The organism is Streptomyces sp. NPDC093261 (assembly GCF_044753645.1).
In the GTDB taxonomy this organism is placed as follows: Bacteria; Actinomycetota; Actinomycetes; order Streptomycetales; family Streptomycetaceae; genus Streptomyces.
Window position 1 is genome coordinate 22,622 of record NZ_JBIVNO010000010.1, and the last position, 16,730, is coordinate 39,351.

General features: G+C 71.7%; 13 protein-coding genes and 1 pseudogene. 9 read left to right on the forward strand and 5 right to left on the reverse strand.

Annotation, left to right across the window (positions count from 1 at the left end):
- Positions 1-116 precede the first annotated feature (116 nt).
- Positions 117-890, reverse strand: a complete 774-nt coding sequence (locus tag ACIP94_RS21320; protein ID WP_402427659.1) for a hypothetical protein — start codon at positions 888-890, stop codon at positions 117-119.
- 540 nt (positions 891-1,430) lie between these two features.
- Here ACIP94_RS21320 and ACIP94_RS21325 point away from each other — a divergent pair.
- The 4 genes from ACIP94_RS21325 to ACIP94_RS21340 all read left to right on the forward strand — a co-directional run bounded on the left by ACIP94_RS21325 (position 1,431) and on the right by ACIP94_RS21340 (position 5,618).
- Positions 1,431-2,105 carry a transglycosylase family protein gene (locus tag ACIP94_RS21325; RefSeq protein ID WP_402427661.1) on the forward strand — a complete coding sequence of 225 codons (675 nt, stop codon included), beginning with the start codon at positions 1,431-1,433 and terminating at the stop codon, positions 2,103-2,105.
- Positions 2,106-2,445: 340 nt separating this feature from the next.
- Positions 2,446-3,693 (forward strand): glycosyltransferase family 4 protein, encoded by a 1,248-nt coding sequence (locus ACIP94_RS21330; protein ID WP_402427664.1) that lies wholly within the window; start codon positions 2,446-2,448, stop codon positions 3,691-3,693.
- On the forward strand, positions 3,690-4,505 hold the full coding sequence (locus ACIP94_RS21335) for a hypothetical protein (protein ID WP_402427667.1): 816 nt from the start codon (positions 3,690-3,692) through the stop codon (positions 4,503-4,505). Before ACIP94_RS21330 ends, ACIP94_RS21335 begins: the two co-directional genes overlap by 4 nt.
- Before the next feature lie 48 nt (positions 4,506-4,553).
- Positions 4,554-5,618, forward strand: coding sequence for a helix-turn-helix transcriptional regulator (locus tag ACIP94_RS21340; protein WP_402427670.1), 1,065 nt, complete (start codon positions 4,554-4,556; stop codon positions 5,616-5,618).
- On the opposite strand, the gene ctaD is transcribed toward ACIP94_RS21340, so the two are convergent.
- Positions 5,500-7,191: a cytochrome c oxidase subunit I gene (gene ctaD / locus ACIP94_RS21345; protein ID WP_402427673.1), complete on the reverse strand. Its 1,692-nt coding sequence runs from the start codon at positions 7,189-7,191 to the stop codon at positions 5,500-5,502. The two genes, ACIP94_RS21340 and ctaD, sit on opposite strands and share 119 nt — an antisense overlap.
- A gap of 440 nt (positions 7,192-7,631) precedes the next feature.
- On the opposite strand from ctaD, the gene ACIP94_RS21350 reads away from it, so the two are divergent.
- Positions 7,632-7,847, forward strand: coding sequence for an I78 family peptidase inhibitor (locus ACIP94_RS21350; protein ID WP_402427675.1), 216 nt, complete (start codon positions 7,632-7,634; stop codon positions 7,845-7,847).
- A gap of 81 nt (positions 7,848-7,928) precedes the next feature.
- Here ACIP94_RS21350 and ACIP94_RS21355 read toward each other — a convergent pair whose 3' ends face one another.
- Together ACIP94_RS21355 and ACIP94_RS21360 are read right to left on the reverse strand one after the other, a co-directional pair.
- A complete protein-coding gene (locus ACIP94_RS21355; RefSeq protein WP_402427677.1) occupies positions 7,929-8,948 on the reverse strand; it encodes a phosphatase PAP2 family protein in 1,020 nt (339 codons plus the stop codon).
- Positions 8,949-9,187: 239 nt separating this feature from the next.
- Positions 9,188-10,354, reverse strand: coding sequence for a glycosyltransferase family 39 protein (locus ACIP94_RS21360; protein WP_402427680.1), 1,167 nt, complete (start codon positions 10,352-10,354; stop codon positions 9,188-9,190).
- 253 nt (positions 10,355-10,607) lie between these two features.
- On the opposite strand from ACIP94_RS21360, the gene ACIP94_RS21365 reads away from it, so the two are divergent.
- Positions 10,608-12,221, forward strand: coding sequence for an MFS transporter (locus ACIP94_RS21365; protein WP_402427682.1), 1,614 nt, complete (start codon positions 10,608-10,610; stop codon positions 12,219-12,221).
- A gap of 168 nt (positions 12,222-12,389) precedes the next feature.
- A complete protein-coding gene (locus tag ACIP94_RS21370; RefSeq protein WP_402427685.1) occupies positions 12,390-13,580 on the forward strand; it encodes an acyl-CoA dehydrogenase family protein in 1,191 nt (396 codons plus the stop codon).
- 39 nt (positions 13,581-13,619) lie between these two features.
- On the opposite strand, the gene ACIP94_RS21375 is transcribed toward ACIP94_RS21370, so the two are convergent.
- Positions 13,620-14,057: a cell division protein SepF gene (locus ACIP94_RS21375; RefSeq protein WP_402427688.1), complete on the reverse strand. Its 438-nt coding sequence runs from the start codon at positions 14,055-14,057 to the stop codon at positions 13,620-13,622.
- A 290-nt stretch (positions 14,058-14,347) separates the two neighbouring features.
- Between ACIP94_RS21375 and ACIP94_RS21380 the strand changes: the two are divergent.
- Positions 14,348-14,640: pseudogene (locus ACIP94_RS21380) on the forward strand (hypothetical protein); the annotation flags it as partial.
- Positions 14,641-14,862: 222 nt separating this feature from the next.
- Positions 14,863-16,185 (forward strand): nitrate- and nitrite sensing domain-containing protein, encoded by a 1,323-nt coding sequence (locus ACIP94_RS21385; protein WP_402427691.1) that lies wholly within the window; start codon positions 14,863-14,865, stop codon positions 16,183-16,185.
- Positions 16,186-16,730: the final 545 nt, after the last annotated feature.

The window sequence follows — 16,730 nt, forward strand, 5'->3', positions numbered from 1 at the left end:
TCGTCAGTGTCTGTCTCCCGAGGGGCGGTGCGCCGTTCCGGGCGCGGGGCGGTGAGGGGCGCGGGGAGCCGCGTGAGAGCCACGGCCGGCCTCGCGCCCGGTGGACGGACCGCGCCTCAGGTGCCCGCGAGCGGCAGGGCGGCGGCGACCAGCTTCCCGTTCGCCGCCGCCTTGTCCAGTGCGTCGCGCAGCAGGTCCTCCCGCGGCTGGCGGCCGATCGAGCCCACGGGCGCCGCGAACATCAGCACCTGCTGGTGCTTGTTGGCGGCCGCCCGCCAGCCGTCGGTGACCTGGAGCGGCTGGTGCGCCTGCCACCAGGCGATCGGCTGTCCGCCGTTGCCGCCGGGCTGGAGTACCGCGTGCAGCTGGCCCACGGCGAGCAGCACCGACCAGCCGTGCAGTACCGGGGGGACCGCGAGGATCTCGGTGAGCGGCATGAAGCCCTGCTCGATGAGCAGGGGCAGGAAGTCGTCGCCGACTCCGGTCCCGCCGGGGCGGACGATGGGCGCGGTCGGCTCCACGACGAGCGCCGGGTGCAACTCCCCGGCGATCAGGACGAGTCCGCTGGTGACGCCCAGCACCGCCTGCTCGGGGGCGCCGTGGACGGCTCCCGTGTCGGCGGTGATGGAGCGGACGGCGCCCTGCAACTGCTCCTCCGTGACCTGGACGACCTGGGAGGGCAGGCAGGTGGCATGGGCGAAGGCGAGGACGGCGGTCTCCTCGCCGATGAACAGGACGGTGCTGGTGCGCTCCTGCTCGGAGTCGCCCGGGGTGCGGCAGGACGTGCAGTCGTAACTGCCCGGGGCGTTCTCTCCGGCGAGCAATCGGTCGGCTTCTTCGTCGCCGATCTCGGCGCGTACGGCGTCGCTGACGTCGAGCATGCGCGGCACGGGTGGCTCCCTCGGGATGCGGTGCGTGACAGTGCCGGGTGGCTCCCGGCCCATGAGCCCGGCGGTCCCCGGCTCATGAAGAAGACAACGGGCGATCTGTGGCCGGAGTCACGCCCGGGAGCGAACGGAATCGAACCATCCGACGCGCAGGGTGAGGGGGTGGGCGGAATGCGTTACTCCACGTTAACTTCCCGTGTGTGTAGATGAGTTGGTTGCGTGAAGTGAGTCACGGATATCGGGGGCGAGTGGTCGAAAAATCCTGAAATCAGCGAATGAAAGGGGTGGCCGGAAATCGACGATACCGACGGTAACCTCGAACTGGCCTGCGAGGACAGGGAGTTGGTTGATGTGGGGAGCCCAACCTCCTTACATTCCTCCGCCGTGTGCAACTTGCACCGCCCGGGTACGTCCACCGACCGCGCCGCACAGCCGGCGCGCAGCATCACCTCCGGTGGACGGGGCGGCGCGCGACGACCGCGTTCCATGCGCGGCCGACGTGCTCCGCCCAGGGGGACCCCGGGTACGTGGAGAGGGAATTACATGTCTGAATGTGCCGATAGCACCCGTAAGACCCGTACGACCCGTACGACGGCGGTCCTCGCCGGAGCGGCCCTGCTCGCCCCGCTCGGACTGCTCGCCGCGACCGGTGACGCCGCCGCGGCCGACGGGGGAGTGTGGGACCGTATCGCCCAGTGCGAGAGCGGCGGGAACTGGCACATCAACACCGGCAACGGCTACTACGGAGGACTCCAGTTCTCCGCAGGCACCTGGCGCGCGTACGGCGGCACCGCCTACGCCCCGACCGCCGACCAGGCCTCCAGCGGGGCCCAGATCGCCGTGGCCACCAAGGTCCAGCAGGCACAGGGCTGGGGCGCATGGCCCGTCTGCTCCGCGCGTGCCGGAGCGAGCGGAACCGCGCCCGCCTCGGGCGCCGCGCATACGTCCTCGGGAACCGCGCACGCGTCGCGCCCGGTCTCGGAGCCCGCGACCACCGAGTCCGCCCCGTCGAAGCAGTCGTCGAAGGCGCCGGAGCGCTCGACGGGACACAGCGGTCGCGGGACGTCCCGCGGCGACTACACCGTCCGCAGCGGCGACACCCTCAGCGGCATCGCCGAGCGGCACGGAACCACCTGGCAGCGGCTCTACGCGCGCAACAAGGCGGTCATCGGCGGTGACCCGAACCTGATCGTGCCCGGGCAGCGGCTCGCTCTCTGACCGGCTCGGCTTCCGGGCCCCGGCGTCGTTCGAGGCGACGCCGGGGCCCCGCGGCGTTCCGGCCGCGTCCGGGCCGCGGCGCGCGGAGCCTCGCCGCCCGTGGGAGGCTGGGAGAATGCCGGAGACGGCCGACTGGGCCAGGGCGGCGCGGACGCCACCCGCTTCGGGGTGCGTCGGCCGACGTAGGAGCCCTGTCGCGCCCGGCGGCCGAAAGGTTCCCCGCACGGGCTATCGATGCGGCAACCGTTACGGCACAACATGGCCATGCCGCCCAACCGGCCCCCGCACCATCGCGTCTCATGGAAACGGCAGGAAAACGGGACGAGGAATCCAGGGACGCATGCACATCTCCTTCCTGATACACAACGCCTACGGGATCGGAGGGACGAACCGCACGACGTACAACCTCGCGAGCTCGCTGGCCGAGCACCACGATGTGGAGATCGTCTCGGTCTTCCGCCACCGCGAGGAGCCCGTCTTCGCGTCCGATCCCCGCGTACGGCTGCGCCACCTCGTCGACCTGCGTGCGGACGGCCCCGACCGCGGCCGTCCCGAGCTGGAGCGGCCCGCCCGGATCTTCCCGCGCGCGGAGGGCCGCTACCGGCAGTACAGCCTCTTCACCGACCGCCGTATCGGTGAGCATCTCGCGGCCACCGAGGCCGACGTGGTGGTCGCCACCCGTCCGGGCCTCAATGTGCACCTCGCCCGCCAGACCCGGCGCGGCCCGCTCCGCGTCGGACAGGAGCACCTCACCCTGGACAGCCACTCCAAGGCCCTGCGCATGGTCCTGCGCGGCGCCTACCCCGGCCTGGACGTCCTCACCACGACCACCGAGGCCGACGCGGACGCCTACCGCGCCCGGATGCGGCTGCCCGGCGTGCGGATCGAGGCCCTGCCCAACCCCGTGCCCGCCCCGCCCGTCCCCCCCGCCGACGGCACCGCCAAGTGGGTCGTGGCCGCCGGGCGGCTCGCCCCCGTCAAGCGCTACGACCTGCTTGTCACCGCCTTCGACCGGGTGCGCGCCGAACGGCCCGACTGGCGGCTGCGCATCTACGGCGGCGGCGAGCAGAAGGAGGAACTCCGCGCCCTTGTCGACCGCCTCGGCCTGTACAACCACGTCTACCTCATGGGGCCCGCCCACCCCCTCGAGCCCGAGTGGGCCAAGGGCTCCCTCGCCGCCGTCACCTCCCGCTCGGAGTCCTTCGGCATGACGATCGTGGAGGCCATGCGCTGCGGACTGCCTGTGGTCTCCACCGACTGCCCGCACGGTCCCCGGGAGATCATCCACGACGGCGTCGACGGACGCCTCGTCGAGTCGGGCAGCGCCGTCGCCGTCGCCGCCGGACTGCTGGAGCTGATCAACGACGACGCGCTGCGGCAGCGGATGGCGGCCGCAGCGTTGCACGCCTCCGCACGCTTCGACCCGGCCCGTATCGCCGAACGTTATGAGTCCCTGTTCACCGGCACCGCCCCGCGCGGCAGCCGGCTGCGCGGCTCGCTGCACCGCACCAGGGCGGCACTGCTCGGCGGTGCCCAGGCGGTCCGCGACGCCGGGCGCGGCGCACTGGGAAGGCGGCGCCCCGCATGATGACCGAGACCCCGCGCACCCGGCACGGACACTCCGCCACGCCCCTGCGCGCCGACTGCGTCGCCGACACCGCGGGCGGGCTTACCTTCGACATCGCCGGCACCGGCGGGACGGACCCCGCCCATCTGGTGCTGCGCCGCCGCGACGGCGAGGAGACCGCGCTGCCGCTGACCCCCGCCGAGAACGGCCGGCTGCGCGCCGCCCTGCCCAGCGGCGTCAACCTCCCCGAGGGCCGCTGGGATGCCTACGCACGCTTCGGCGAGGACGAGCCGCGCCGCCTGGCACCCGGCGTCAGCGATCTGCGCTCCCTGGTGGACCGCGCGCCCGGCGACACGGCGGACCGGATCGCCGTCCGCATCCCGTACACCGCCAAGGACGGTACCCTCGCCGTCCGCAGCTGGCTGCGCGCACCGCACGCCGAGGCGGGCGACCTCCACGTCGGCGAGGGCGGGCTGGAGGTGAGCGGCCGGGTGTACGGCACCGGGCTGGCGCCGGACGCCTACGCCGAGGTCCGCGAGCGGGGCGGCCCGCGGTCCGTGCTGCGCGCCGACGTCACCGCGCGGGAGGCGGAGTTCGGTTTCACCGTGCCCTACGCGCCCCTCGGCCCCGGCATCTGGGACCTGTGGCTGCGTCCGGGCGGGCCGGAGGGGCCGCGGGTGCGGATCGCCCGGCTGCTCGACGACGTCGCGGACAAGAAGCCGGTCTTCCGCTACCCGAAGGCCGCCGTGCGGGCGGAGCACGGCGAGGTGCGGGCGTGGCCGTACTACACGGTCGACAACGACCTGTCGGTGACCGTGAGCGCGGTGGGCTGATCCTCCTTGCGGACAAGGTCCGTCCGCAAGGGCTGGCAGACTCGGACCATGCTGGAGACCTCGGCCCGACTGCTGCGCCTGCTGTCCCTGCTCCAGACCCACCGCGAGTGGTCCGGGGCGGACCTCGCCGCACGCCTCGGCGTCAGCGCCCGCACCGTGCGCCGCGACGTGGACCGGCTGCGGGAGCTGGGCTACCCCGTCAACGCCGGCCCGGGCACCGGCGGCGGCTACCGGCTCGGCGCGGGAGCCGAGTTGCCCCCGCTGCTGCTGGACGACGACGAGGCGGTGGCCATGGCGGTGGGGCTGCGCACGGCCGCCGGGCAGGGTATCGACGGCATCGGCGAGTCCTCCGTGCGCGCGCTCGCCAAACTCGAGCAGGTGCTGCCGGACCGGCTGCGCCGCCGGGTGGCCGCCCTCCACGCGTTCACCGTGCCGATGCTGCACAGGCCCGGGGCCTTCGGAGTCGACCCGGCCGTCCTCACGGAACTCGCGCATCTGTGCCGGGACGCGGAGCGGCTGCGCTTCGAGTACGGCGACCGCCCCGGCTCGGACGGGGGGACCGCCGCCCCCGGCTCCTTCACCCGCCGTACGGTCGAGCCGTACCGCCTCGTGTGCACCGAGCGGCGCTGGTACCTCGTCGCCTGGGACCTCGACCGGGAGGACTGGCGTACCTTCCGCGTCGACCGCATCACCCCGAAGCCGCCGCACGGTCCCCGCTTCACCCCGCGCACCCCGCCGGCGGACGACCTGGCCGCGTATGTGTCGCGGGGCGTCTCCACGTCCGCGTACGCCGTGCGGGCCGTGGTGCGGCTGCTGGTGCCCCTGGCCGAGGCGGCCGAGCGGATCTCACCGTCGGCGGGAGTGCTCCAGGCGGAGACCGACGGCAGCTGTCTGCTGCGCACGGGCGCAGCGACCCTCGAGGTGATGGTGATTCACCTCATGATGACCGGCTTCCCGTTCGAGGTGCTGGAGCCGGCCGAACTCACCGACGCCCTCAGGACGGCTCGTGACCGGCTTGATGCCGCCGTGGCTCGGGCTGAGGGGCCTGGGCGGCGTACCGGGGATGGTGCAGATCGAACGCCGGGGCCTCGGAGCGGATCCGGGGCAGGGTGACGAAGTTGTGCCGCGGCGGAGGGCAGGAGGTCGCCCACTCCAGCGAGCGGCCGAAGCCCCACGGGTCGTCGACGTGGACCTTGGTGCCGTACTGCGCGGTCCGCCAGACGTTGTAGAGGAACGGCAGCGTCGACATGCCGAGCAGGAACGCGCCGATGGTGGAGACCGTGTTGAGCGCGGTGAAGCCGTCGGCGGCCAGATAGTCGGCGTACCGGCGCGGCATACCCGCGGCGCCCAGCCAGTGCTGCACCAGGAACGTGACATGGAAGCCGACGAACAGCGTCCAGAAGTGGATCTTGCCGAGGCGTTCGTCCAGCATCTTCCCGGTGAACTTGGGCCACCAGAAGTAGAAGCCGCCGAAGGTCGCGAAGACGACGGTGCCGAAGACGACGTAGTGGAAGTGGGCGACCACGAAGTAGGTGTCGGTGACATGGAAGTCCAGCGGCGGCGAGGCCAGGATCACCCCGGTGAGCCCGCCGAACAGGAACGACACCAGGAAGCCCGTCGCCCACAGCATCGGCGTCTCGAAGGACAGGGAGCCCCGGAGCATCGTGCCGCTCCAGTTGAAGAACTTCACGCCCGTGGGCACCGCGATCAGGAACGACATGAAGGAGAAGTACGGCAGCAGCACCGCGCCCGTCGCGAACATGTGGTGCGCCCAGACCACCACCGACAGTCCCGTGATGGCCATCGTCGCCGCCACCAGCGTCAGATAGCCGAAGATCGGCTTGCGGCTGAACACCGGGATGATCTCCGTGATGATCCCGAAGAACGGCAGCGCGATGATGTACACCTCGGGATGGCCGAAGAACCAGAACAGGTGCTGCCACAGCAGCGCCCCGCCGTTCGCCGCCTCGAACACCTGGGAGCCGAAGCGCCGGTCCGCCTCCAGGACCAGCAGCGCCGCGGCCAGCACGGGGAACGCCATCAGGATCAGGATCGATGTGAACAGCGTGTTCCAGGTGAAGATCGGCAGCCGGAACATCGTCATACCCGGCGCGCGCATCCCGACGATGGTCGTCAGGAAGTTCACCGCGCCGAGGATCGTCCCGAAGCCCGCCAGCGCGAGACCCATGATCCACATGTCGGCGCCGACGCCCGGCGTGTGGTTCCGGTTGTTGAGCGGCGCGTAGGCGAACCAGCCGAAGTCGGCAGCGCCCTCCGGGGTCAGGAGCGAGGCCAGCACGATCAGCCCGCCGAACAGGAACAGCCAGTACGACAGCATGTTCAGCCGTGGGAAGGCCACATCGGGGGAGCCGATCTGCAGCGGCATGATCTCATTCGCGAAGCCCGCGAAGGTCGGGGTCGCGAAGAGCAGCAGCATGATCGTGCCGTGCAGCGTGAACAGCTGGTTGTACTGGGTCGCGCTCATGATCTGGAGCCCGGGCCGGGCCAGCTCGGCGCGCATCAGCAGCGCCATGACCCCGCCCACCAGGAAGAACCCGAAGGACGTCACCAGATAGAGGTGGCCGATCTGCTTGTGATCGGTCGTGCTCAGCCACTCGACGACCCGCCGTCCCCGGCGCCTGGCCGGCAGGCCCGCCACGGCCGCCCGTGCGGTGTCCGTCCCCATCGCCTGCCCCCTCGCTCGTCGCGTACCGGGCCCGCCGTGTCCCGCGGTTCGGCACACACGCGGGCCCTCGCCATGACGTGTGTCCCCGCACACGTACCGGCCTGGGCGCGTGCGGGGATTCTGTGCCGAAGCCGTGTGCTTCTTATGCGGAGTCAGGTGGTGCGCATCATTCCCGAATCCGTTGGAAAGAGCCGGGAGCGAACTGCGGACCACGCTTTCCGCGGGGTTATTACGCACCCCTTCCGAGCGTGCGCGAACCGGATCCGAATTGCGTTCGAAGTGGTGCGTGGCGCATGCGGAACCCCTCGTACGTGTGACGGCTCCGGGGCGAAACGGGTGTCGTGATTCTGTGACAGAAGCGTGACCGGAGGGGGACGAGTGGTTGCTGGGGCCGGCGGTACGCACTTCCCTGACGGGGGCCCGCGGCCTAACGTGGCGGCATGGCACCCATTCCCACTCCGGACGCCGAACCCGAGGACTCCCCGGAGGCATACGCAGGCATGGAGGCGCACCGGGCCGAGCGGCTCGCCCGTGAGCGCGGCTGGAGCACGGTCCGCTCCCTGCCGCCGGGCACGATCATCACCATGGAGTACCGCGCGGGACGGCTGAACTTCGAGGTCGCCGACGGCAGGGTCAGACGCTGCTGGAAGGGCTGACAGCCGAAGGCCCCGACTCGCTGCGAGCCGGGGCCTTCGTGGTGCGGGGAGGGTGTGCGTACCGGTCCCCGCCGGGCGTGTTCAGCCGCCCGCGAGCGGCCGGGCCGGGGCGGTGCCGCGCGGCACCCGGTCCAAGTGCGGCGGCCGGCGACTGCCCGCCGGGGTGACGGGGGTGCGCTCCCCGCGGGCGGTGTGCGGTCCGGGGGCCAGATGGACCGGCGGCCGGGCCGCACGGGCGGCGGCCACCGGGCCCCGGGCCGGTGCCTCCCCGCCCATGGCCGGGCGGACAGTGGCGCCGCGCGGGGGCGCGGCCACGGGGGCCGGTGCGGGCGCCGGGACGGCACGGCCGGCGCGCCGGCGGTCCCGCAGATCGAGGATGGCCGTCTCCGCGCGGGCGATCAGCGGTTCGAACCAGGGCAGCGCCAGCAGGATCAGCAGTCCCGCCGCCCAGCCGAGGAGCACATCGCTCAGCCAGTGCGTACCGAGGTAGACCGTGGTCAGACCGACGCCCAGCGAGGTCACCGCGGAGAGCGCGGACAACCAGCGCCTGGCCCGCGGCGTCGAGGCCAGATAGGCCAGGATGCCCCAGGTCACCACCGCGTTCGCGGTGTGGCCGCTGGGGAATATATCGCCGCCGCGCCACATCTCGTTCGATCCGATGACGGTCGCGTAGTGCGGACCGAGGCGGCCCATTCCGTACTTGGCGGCGCCCACCGTGATGTTCAGCAGGAGCAGCGCGGCGCCGAGCGAGAGCAGTGGACGCAGTGTGTGCTGCCGCCAGGAGCGCCAGCCCAGCCAGGACGCGACCATCACCGCGGTGGGGCCGCGCTGGCCCAGCACCACGTAGTAGTCGAGGAACGCGTGGATCTGCGGCCACTGCTGGTAGGGCCGGAAGAACATGACCTGCCAGTCGAGCCGGACCAGCCAGGAGGAGACGACGACGGCCCACACGATCGCCGCGTAGAAGGCCAGGGTCGCCGAGAAGAGAACCACTCGGTGCCGGCTCATCCGTGGCACGTCAATGTGGGCCGGTCGTTCAGGCTCACGGTCCAACCGGGCGAAGACCCGGTCCAGACGGCTCAGCTTTCGTTCGGTACGCACTCAATCGACGTTACAGCGAGTGAGCTGCGGGCCCGGCCGAATCACCGGGTTTGTGATGACGATGTGATGTGGGATTCCTCTCAACAGGGGGGGTATTTCTACGGATTCTGTTATCGGCGTGCCGCTGGTCCTTCAATTCCATTGATCGGCCAGGACCTTGGTTATATGGCCCTTATCTATTCGTTCACCGAATGCTGGGGTGGAATTACCCGGCCGCTCACCGTGCGGAACGGAGTGGATCACGGCGGACCGGAGCCGTTCAGCCAGAACGCTCCGTACGCGGCCGACGCCAGCGCGACACCGCCGAACACCACGGCGGACCTGGCCGGACCCACCCGGGCCAGCGCCCGGGCGAGGGGGAGCAACAGGGGGAAAGCGGGCAGCAGCAGACGCGGTTTCGAGCCGAAGTAGCTGGACGCGCACAGGGCGAGTACGGCGACCACACCCGTGTACACGAGCAACGGCAGCGGCTGGCGCTGCCGCACGCCCACCACGTACAGCCAGACGATCAACGCCACCCCGACGATCAGTCCCGCTCCGGCGAGGGCGGAGGGGAAGGAGGTGAACTTGGCCGCGATGAAACGGGCGAAGGCATAACCGCCGTCGAATCCGTTGCGCCACCCCGCCTGGACGTCGAGGTAACCGAGCGGGCCCCGGCCTGTGCGGTGGCCGACCCACAGAACGTAACCGGTGGCGCCGAGCGGGGCGATCAGCATGCCGAGTACTCGGCGCACCCGCGGGACGCCGTCCGCCGGGGGCGTGCGCCGGTCGTCCACGAACGAGATGACCGCCGCCGCCCACACCGCCGCGACCACGGCCACGCCCACCGGCCGGGTCAGACCCGCGAGCGAGGCGAGCACCCCCGCGGTCACCCAGCGGCGGGTGAGGACCGCGTACAGCGACCAGGCGGCGAGCGCGGTGAAGAGGGACTCGCTGTATGCCATCGACTGCACGATCCCGATCGGCAGCACCGCCCACAGCAGCACCAGGCAGACACCCGTCCGGCGGTCGTACACGTGAGCCGCGACGGCGAAGATCCCCCAGGCGGCGGCGAGCGAGGCGAGCGCGGCGACGGCCAGGCCCGCATCGGCGTACGACAGCGGGGTCAGCGCCGCGCCGAGCCGCTCCAGCCAGGGCAGCAGCGGGAAGAACGCCAGGTTCGAATGCACATCGCCGTTCGGGAGGCGGACCTCGTAGCCATAGCCGAGGGCGGCGACCCTGGTGTACCAGAGCGAGTCCCAGCGCGCGGTCAGCAGCCTGTGCGGGCTCGTGCCGCGCTCCGCGCTCCACAGGGCCAGCGTGACGAGGCCCACGGCACGGACGGCCGCGTATCCCAGGAGGGCGGGAGCGGCCCGGCGCAGTGCGCCGGCGGGGGACGGCGTCGCACGCCGGGCAGGATCGTTCATCCGCCCGATTATCAGGGGAGGCGGGAACCGGAACCGCGCGTGTCACGTGGTGTACCGCGGGAGAGGTGGCGTACGCCACACCTTCTCCCAGGGCAGCGTGAGACGTCCACCACGCGACGGCTCGGGGAACTCGCGTACGCTGGCGATTCGCTCGCTTCGTTGCGTCCCCCGGGAACCGCTCTCCCGGCACGGTCGCGGGGCGTCCCCACCCCGCGGATCCGCTGGAGCGAGGGATCATCTGGGAGGTACCTACATGTCCGGGACGACCACGGCCGGCGCCGCGTCGCGCCGCCGGGCGGCCGGGGCGGGCGCGAGCCGATGGGTCGTCCTCGTCGTCCTCTGCGTGAGCCTGCTGCTCGTCGCCGTCGACGCCACCGTGCTGCACGTCGCGATGCCCGCCGTCACCGCGGATCTCAAGCCCGGTGCTATGGAACTGCTCTGGATCGTCGACACCTACCCGCTCGTCTGCGCCTCGCTGCTGATCCTCTTCGGCACGCTGGGCGACCGCGTCGGCCGCCGACGCGTCCTGCTGCTCGGATACGGCCTGTTCGGCATCGCCTCCGGGGCGGCGGCCCTCGCCCACGACGCCCAGGTGCTGATCGCGGCACGGGCGCTGCTCGGCGTGGGCGGCGCGATGATCATGCCCGCGACTCTGTCCATCCTGCGCCAGGTCTTCCCCGACCGGCGCGAGCGGGCGCTGGCGATCGGCATCTGGAGCGCGGTCGCCGCGGTGGGCGCGGCGGTCGGGCCGCTGCTGGGCGGATTCCTCCTCGAACACTTCTGGTGGGGCTCCGTCTTTCTGATCAACATCCCGCTGATGCTGGTCAGCCTGCCGGTCGGGCGGCTGCTGCTGCCGGAGTCGAAGGGCGACGGCGAGGGCCCCTGGGACGTGCTCGGCGCGCTCATGGCGGCGGTCGGCCTCTTCGCCGTGGTGTTCGCCGTGAAGCGGCTCGGCGCCGGGCAGTCGCCGTTCGGCCCCTGCACCCTGCTGCCGCTGCTGGCGGGCGCGGCGCTGTTGGTCGCCTTCGTACGGCGGCAGCGGCGCCGCGCGCACCCGCTGGTGGATCTGCGGATGTTCGCCCGCCCGGCTTTCGGCACCTCGGTCGGATGCATCGTGCTGGCGATGCTGGCGCTGGTCGGCCTCGAACTGATCGCGGCGCAGTATCTCCAGCTCGTGCTGCGTCTGTCGCCGCTTCAGACGGGACTGCGGCTGCTGCCGTTGACGTTCGCGGCGATGGCGGCCGGCCTGGCCGGCTCGCCGCTGCTCCAGCGCTTCGGCCCCCGCCGGACGGTGGCCTCCGGCTTCTGCCTGACGGCCGTTGCCGTGCTCACCCTCACCCTGATGGGCGGCCACGACAACCCGGGCCTGCTCCTCTTCGGTTTCGTCCTGCTCGGATTCGGGCTGGAGACGACCCTGTTCGGCGCGTACGAGTCGATGCTGAGCGAGGCGCCGCAGGCGCAGTCCGGGGGGGCCGCGGCGATCGGCGAGACGTCGTACCAGCTGGGCGCCGGTATCGGGATCGCGCTGCTGGGCAGCGTGATGAACGCGGCGTACACGCCCGGCCTGTCGTCGGTGCCGGGGGTTCCGGCGTCGGCGACCAGGGCCGCCGGCCACTCGCTCGGCGAGGCGTACGAGGTGGCGGGCCGCCTCGGCGGCGTACGGGGCACGGCCCTGCGCCACGCGGCGCGCGACTCCTTCGTCCACGGTCTGCATGTGACGCTCCTGGTCAGTGCCGGCCTGCTGGTGCTGGGCGCGTTGATGGCGCTGCGACTGCCGCGCGTCATGCACTGCCCGCCGCCGGTCACGGAGGGCGAGCCCGCCGTACCGGCACCGCGGAAGACCGAGGACTCCCGCGTCTCGGCGTGACCGGGGTGTTCGCCCGGCCGGCGGCGCGTGCGGGACCGCGGGCGGTCCGGGCCCGGCGAACGCGCAGCGCGGCGTCCGGTACTGGACGCGCGGCCCGGCGCGTCGTACCGTCGGCCCGTCCAGTCCTGATTAGCGCTGCTAGTTTTTGAGTGTCACGGAGGCTGCCCCATGACCCCGTCGCCGACGTTGCCGCCCTTCGACCCGGCCGACCCGCTGGGCATCGACGACCTGCTGGACGCCGAGGACCTGGCCGTCCGCGACACGGTGCGGACCTGGGCGGGGGAGCGCGTACTGCCCTACGTCGCCGAGTGGTACGAGCAGGGCGAGCTGCCCGAGATCCGGGAACTCGCCCGCGAACTCGGCTCGCTGGGCGCGCTCGGCATGTCGCTGAGCGGCTACGGCTGCGCGGGGGCCAGCGCCGTGCAGTACGGCCTCGCCTGCCTGGAACTGGAGGCCGCCGACTCCGGGATCCGGTCCCTCGTCTCGGTCCAGGGCTCCCTCGCCATGTACGCCGTGCACCGGTTCGGCAGCGAGGAGCAGAAGCAGCAGTGGCTGCCCCGCATGGCCGCCGGCAAGGTCATCGGGTGCTTCGGGCTCACCGAGCCCGACCACGGCTCCGACCCCGCCTCGATGCGCACCTACGCCAAGCGCGACGGCTCCGACTGGGTCCTCAACGGCCGCAAGATGTGGATCACCAACGGGTCGGTCGCCGGGGTCGCCATCGTGTGGGCGCGCACCGACGAGGGAATCCGCGGATTCGTGGTCCCCGCCGGCACCCCCGGCTTCTCCGCCCCCGAGATCAGGCACAAGTGGTCCCTGCGGGCCTCGGTCACCAGTGAACTCGTCCTCGACGACGTGCGTCTGCCCGCCGACGCCGTGCTGCCCGGTGTGGTCGGCCTCAAGGGACCGCTCGGCTGTCTCTCCCACGCCCGATACGGCATCGTGTGGGGCGCGATGGGGGCGGCCCGCTCGTGCTTCGAGACCGCCGTCGACTACGCGAGGAGCAGGGAGCAGTTCGGCCGGCCCATCGGCGGGTTCCAGCTCACGCAGGCCAAGCTCGCCGACATGGCGGTCGAACTGCACAAGGGGATTCTGCTCGCCCACCATCTGGGGCGGCGGATGGACGCGGGACGACTGCGCCCCGAACAGATCAGCTTCGGCAAGCTCAACAACGTACGTGAGGCCATCGAGATCTGCCGTACCGCGCGGACGATCCTCGGCGCCAACGGGATCTCCCTGGAGTACCCCGTGATGCGGCACGCCACCAACCTGGAGTCCGTGCTCACCTACGAGGGCACCGTCGAGATGCACCAGCTCGTGCTGGGCAAGGCGCTCACCGGGCTCGACGCCTTCCGGTGAGCCGGCCCGAAGCGGGCAGGGCCGGTGGACGGCCCTGCCTCAGCTCTGGTTGAAGAAGCCGTCCTGCTGACGGCTCGCGGCGTCGCCGCTGATGATCTCCGTGTCCGCGGGGGTCAGCAGGAAGACACGGTTCGAGACCCGGTCGATCGACCCGCGCAGGCCGAAGATCAGACCGGCCGCGAAGTCCACCACGCGCTTGGCGTCGCCGGGCTCCATGTTGGTGAGGTTCATGATGACCGGGACGCCCTCCCGGAAGAGCTCGCCGATGGCCCGGGCGTCCCGGAAGCTGTCCGGGGTCACCGTGCCGATCCGGCGGCCCTTCTCCTCGGCCGTGTCGGACGCGACCTGGACGCGCGGGTCGGTCACCCAGGCATCGCCGTGGTCCTGGCCCTCGGCGTAGTCGTCGTCGTAGTAACGCTCGTCATCGTTGTCGTCGACGAGGCCAAGCCAGGCACTCGCCTTGCGTACCGATCCCATGGACGCCTCCTTCCCAAGCGGTCCTTCAAGCCTTCCGCAACTCCATGGTCGTCCATGATGCGGATGTGGCGCCAAGGGGATAGACGCCGCACGGGGGTTTCGTGACGGTACTGGTGCACAGCCAATCCGTCGAGAGCCCGCGTGTCCCAAGGGCCCTGATGCAAACCACTGCTGACTGTGAGTGAAATATTATTTGCGAAGGCGTATGGGTGACGAGTCGTGCGTACGGGTGAACGAAGGGGCAGATGAGCTGCCACGGCTCAACGACGCACGAGAGACGGGGGAGCGTCGTGTTCGGAATCGTCCGGCCCCGCCGGCACCGGCTCGAGGAGGGTCTCGGGAGGCCCTGGATGGCGCGTCTGCGCGGGGTGTGTCTCGCCTTGCGCGCAGACCACGGCCGGTTCGCACGCCTCGTCACGAACTACGACGGTCGCCGGTCTCGATTCTGACGGCGGCTCAGCCGACGGACCGATGGGGGCTGCGCACCGCCGGGCCCTGCCCGGTGCGCGGCATGCGCACAACTGCTGCGACTGGTGTCAGTGCTGCGGCGACTGCTGTAGCGGGTGCGACCGGTGCGACTGCTGCTCCGACGGGCGCGGGTGCGGGTGTGGCTGTGGCTGTGCTGCGGCTGGGCTGCGGCTGTGGCTGCTGCTGACGAAACTGAGGAAATACTGTTTCCGCTCCGTAAAACAAGCACATGATGTGGTGACCGGTGTGGCACGGGGTCGTTGGTCAGTCGCGGGACCCTTTCCGGCTACTTCCACGACCCGGCCTCCTCGACCCGGCCCCTACCCAAGGCAGGTCCGTGCACGTCACCATCCGTGCCAGGCTTCTGAGGATCCTCGTCCTCGCCCTGGCCGTGCTGCTCGCCCTGCTGGGTGCGGCCGCCGCGGAGCAGTTCTCGGCGTACCGCAACGCGGCCGTCACCGCTGCGAACGCCCGGCTCTCCGTCACGCTCCAGACGCTGGTCCACGCACTGCAGAAGGAGCGGGGGCTGACCCTCGGACACCTCGGCGGCGTACGGCAGTTCCGCGACGGGCTCCCCGCCCGGCGCAGGGCCACGGACACCGCCCGCGCCCGGCTGGAGGCGGCGCTGAGGGGGCGTGACGACACGGTAGCCGCCGCCGTGCGCGTGTCCCTGAGGCGGCTCGACGCACTCGTGGCGATCCGCCGCCACACTGACGACGGCACCGCGACGGTCGAGGAGGCCTTCGACGGCTTCACCGCCCCCATCATCGTCCTCGACCGGCTCGGCCTCGGCCTCGACGATGTGCGCGACGGCCGACTGCGCGCCGCCTGCCAAGCGCTCCGAATCCTCGGCGGCGTCAAGGAGTTCACCGCCGAGGAGCACGCCCTCGTGCTCGGCGCGATGCCCGCAGGACGGTTCCGCTCCGACGACTACCTTCGCTTCCTCCAACTCCGCGCGGGCAGGCTCGCCGCCCTGGAGAGCTTCGGGCGCTCGGCCACCGTGGACCAGCGGCGCCGGCTGGACGCGGCGCTCGGCACTCCGGACGCCGTACGCGCGCTCGCCTACGAGGGCACCGCGGTGCGCGGCGGCGGCCGGCTCGGCTCGCGCACCCTTGTGCCCGTGACCCGGTGGGAGTCCATGGCCTCCACCCTCAACGGCCTGCGCTCGGTGCAGATCTCGCTCGGGCGGGACATCGAGGACCGCGCCGCCGCACTCGAAGGCGCGGCCCGCCACGGACTGCTGTTGTTCACGCTGTTCGCCCTCGGGACGGTCGCCACACTCGGTCACCTCGCCCTCGACTGCGTACGCTCCGTGTCCACACCGCTTGACGCCGTCGCCGCGCAGGCGCGGGAGATGTCCGGCACCCGGCTGCCGCTGACGCTCGTCGCCGTGCGGCACGGCGGCCCGGGCCGGACGCCGCCGCCCGCGCCGCTCGCCGTGCCCGGCCGGGCCGCGCCGGAGGTGCGCCAGGTGGCCGAGGCGTTCGACCGGGTGCAGCGCGTCGCCTACGACCTCGCGGTCCAGCAGGCGGTGCTGTGCCGCGACACCGCCGAGCTGCGGTCCGGCGCCGGACGTCGTGAGCGGAACCCGGTGCGCCGTCGGGTCGGTGCGCTCGACGGGCTGGAGCGTGAGGACGCCGACCCGGCCGCCCTCGCATGACGCCCCGGCCCGCACGAAGGACGCGGCTTGCACGTCAATTCCTCAGCTCCGGCCGGGGAGATGCGTGAATTCGGGATCGCCGAGTCCGTCGTCCCCCCTCGCCGTTCTTCACCGCTGCCCGGGCCTCGCTCCGGGCGAAGCCGCCGGCGTCGCCGGAGCTGATCTCCTGACAGCCGAAGCGGCCGAACGCAAGGGCACGGGGACGTACGAGGCCGCACGAGAACGCGCGGGGACGTACGAGACGTACGAGGGCGCGCGGGGACGTACGAGACGTACGAGAACGCGCGGGGAGATACGAGGACGCAGGACGCACGGGGAAATGCGGGAATCGCGAAACGCAGGGAGGGGAGGGGAGGGGAAACGCGTGTGAAGGCATGGGGAGAACGCGTGAGGCGCCCTGGATCTCTGGATCAGGGGGAGCAGCGGGGTCGGCTCAACAGGAGCAGGACCACACGCGACCGAAGTCGATGTGGGAGCGGGTGACCAGCCGCTGCTGTGGACGCATGTGCCAAGTGGAACAGGCATCCGATTCCGCGTCAACCGCC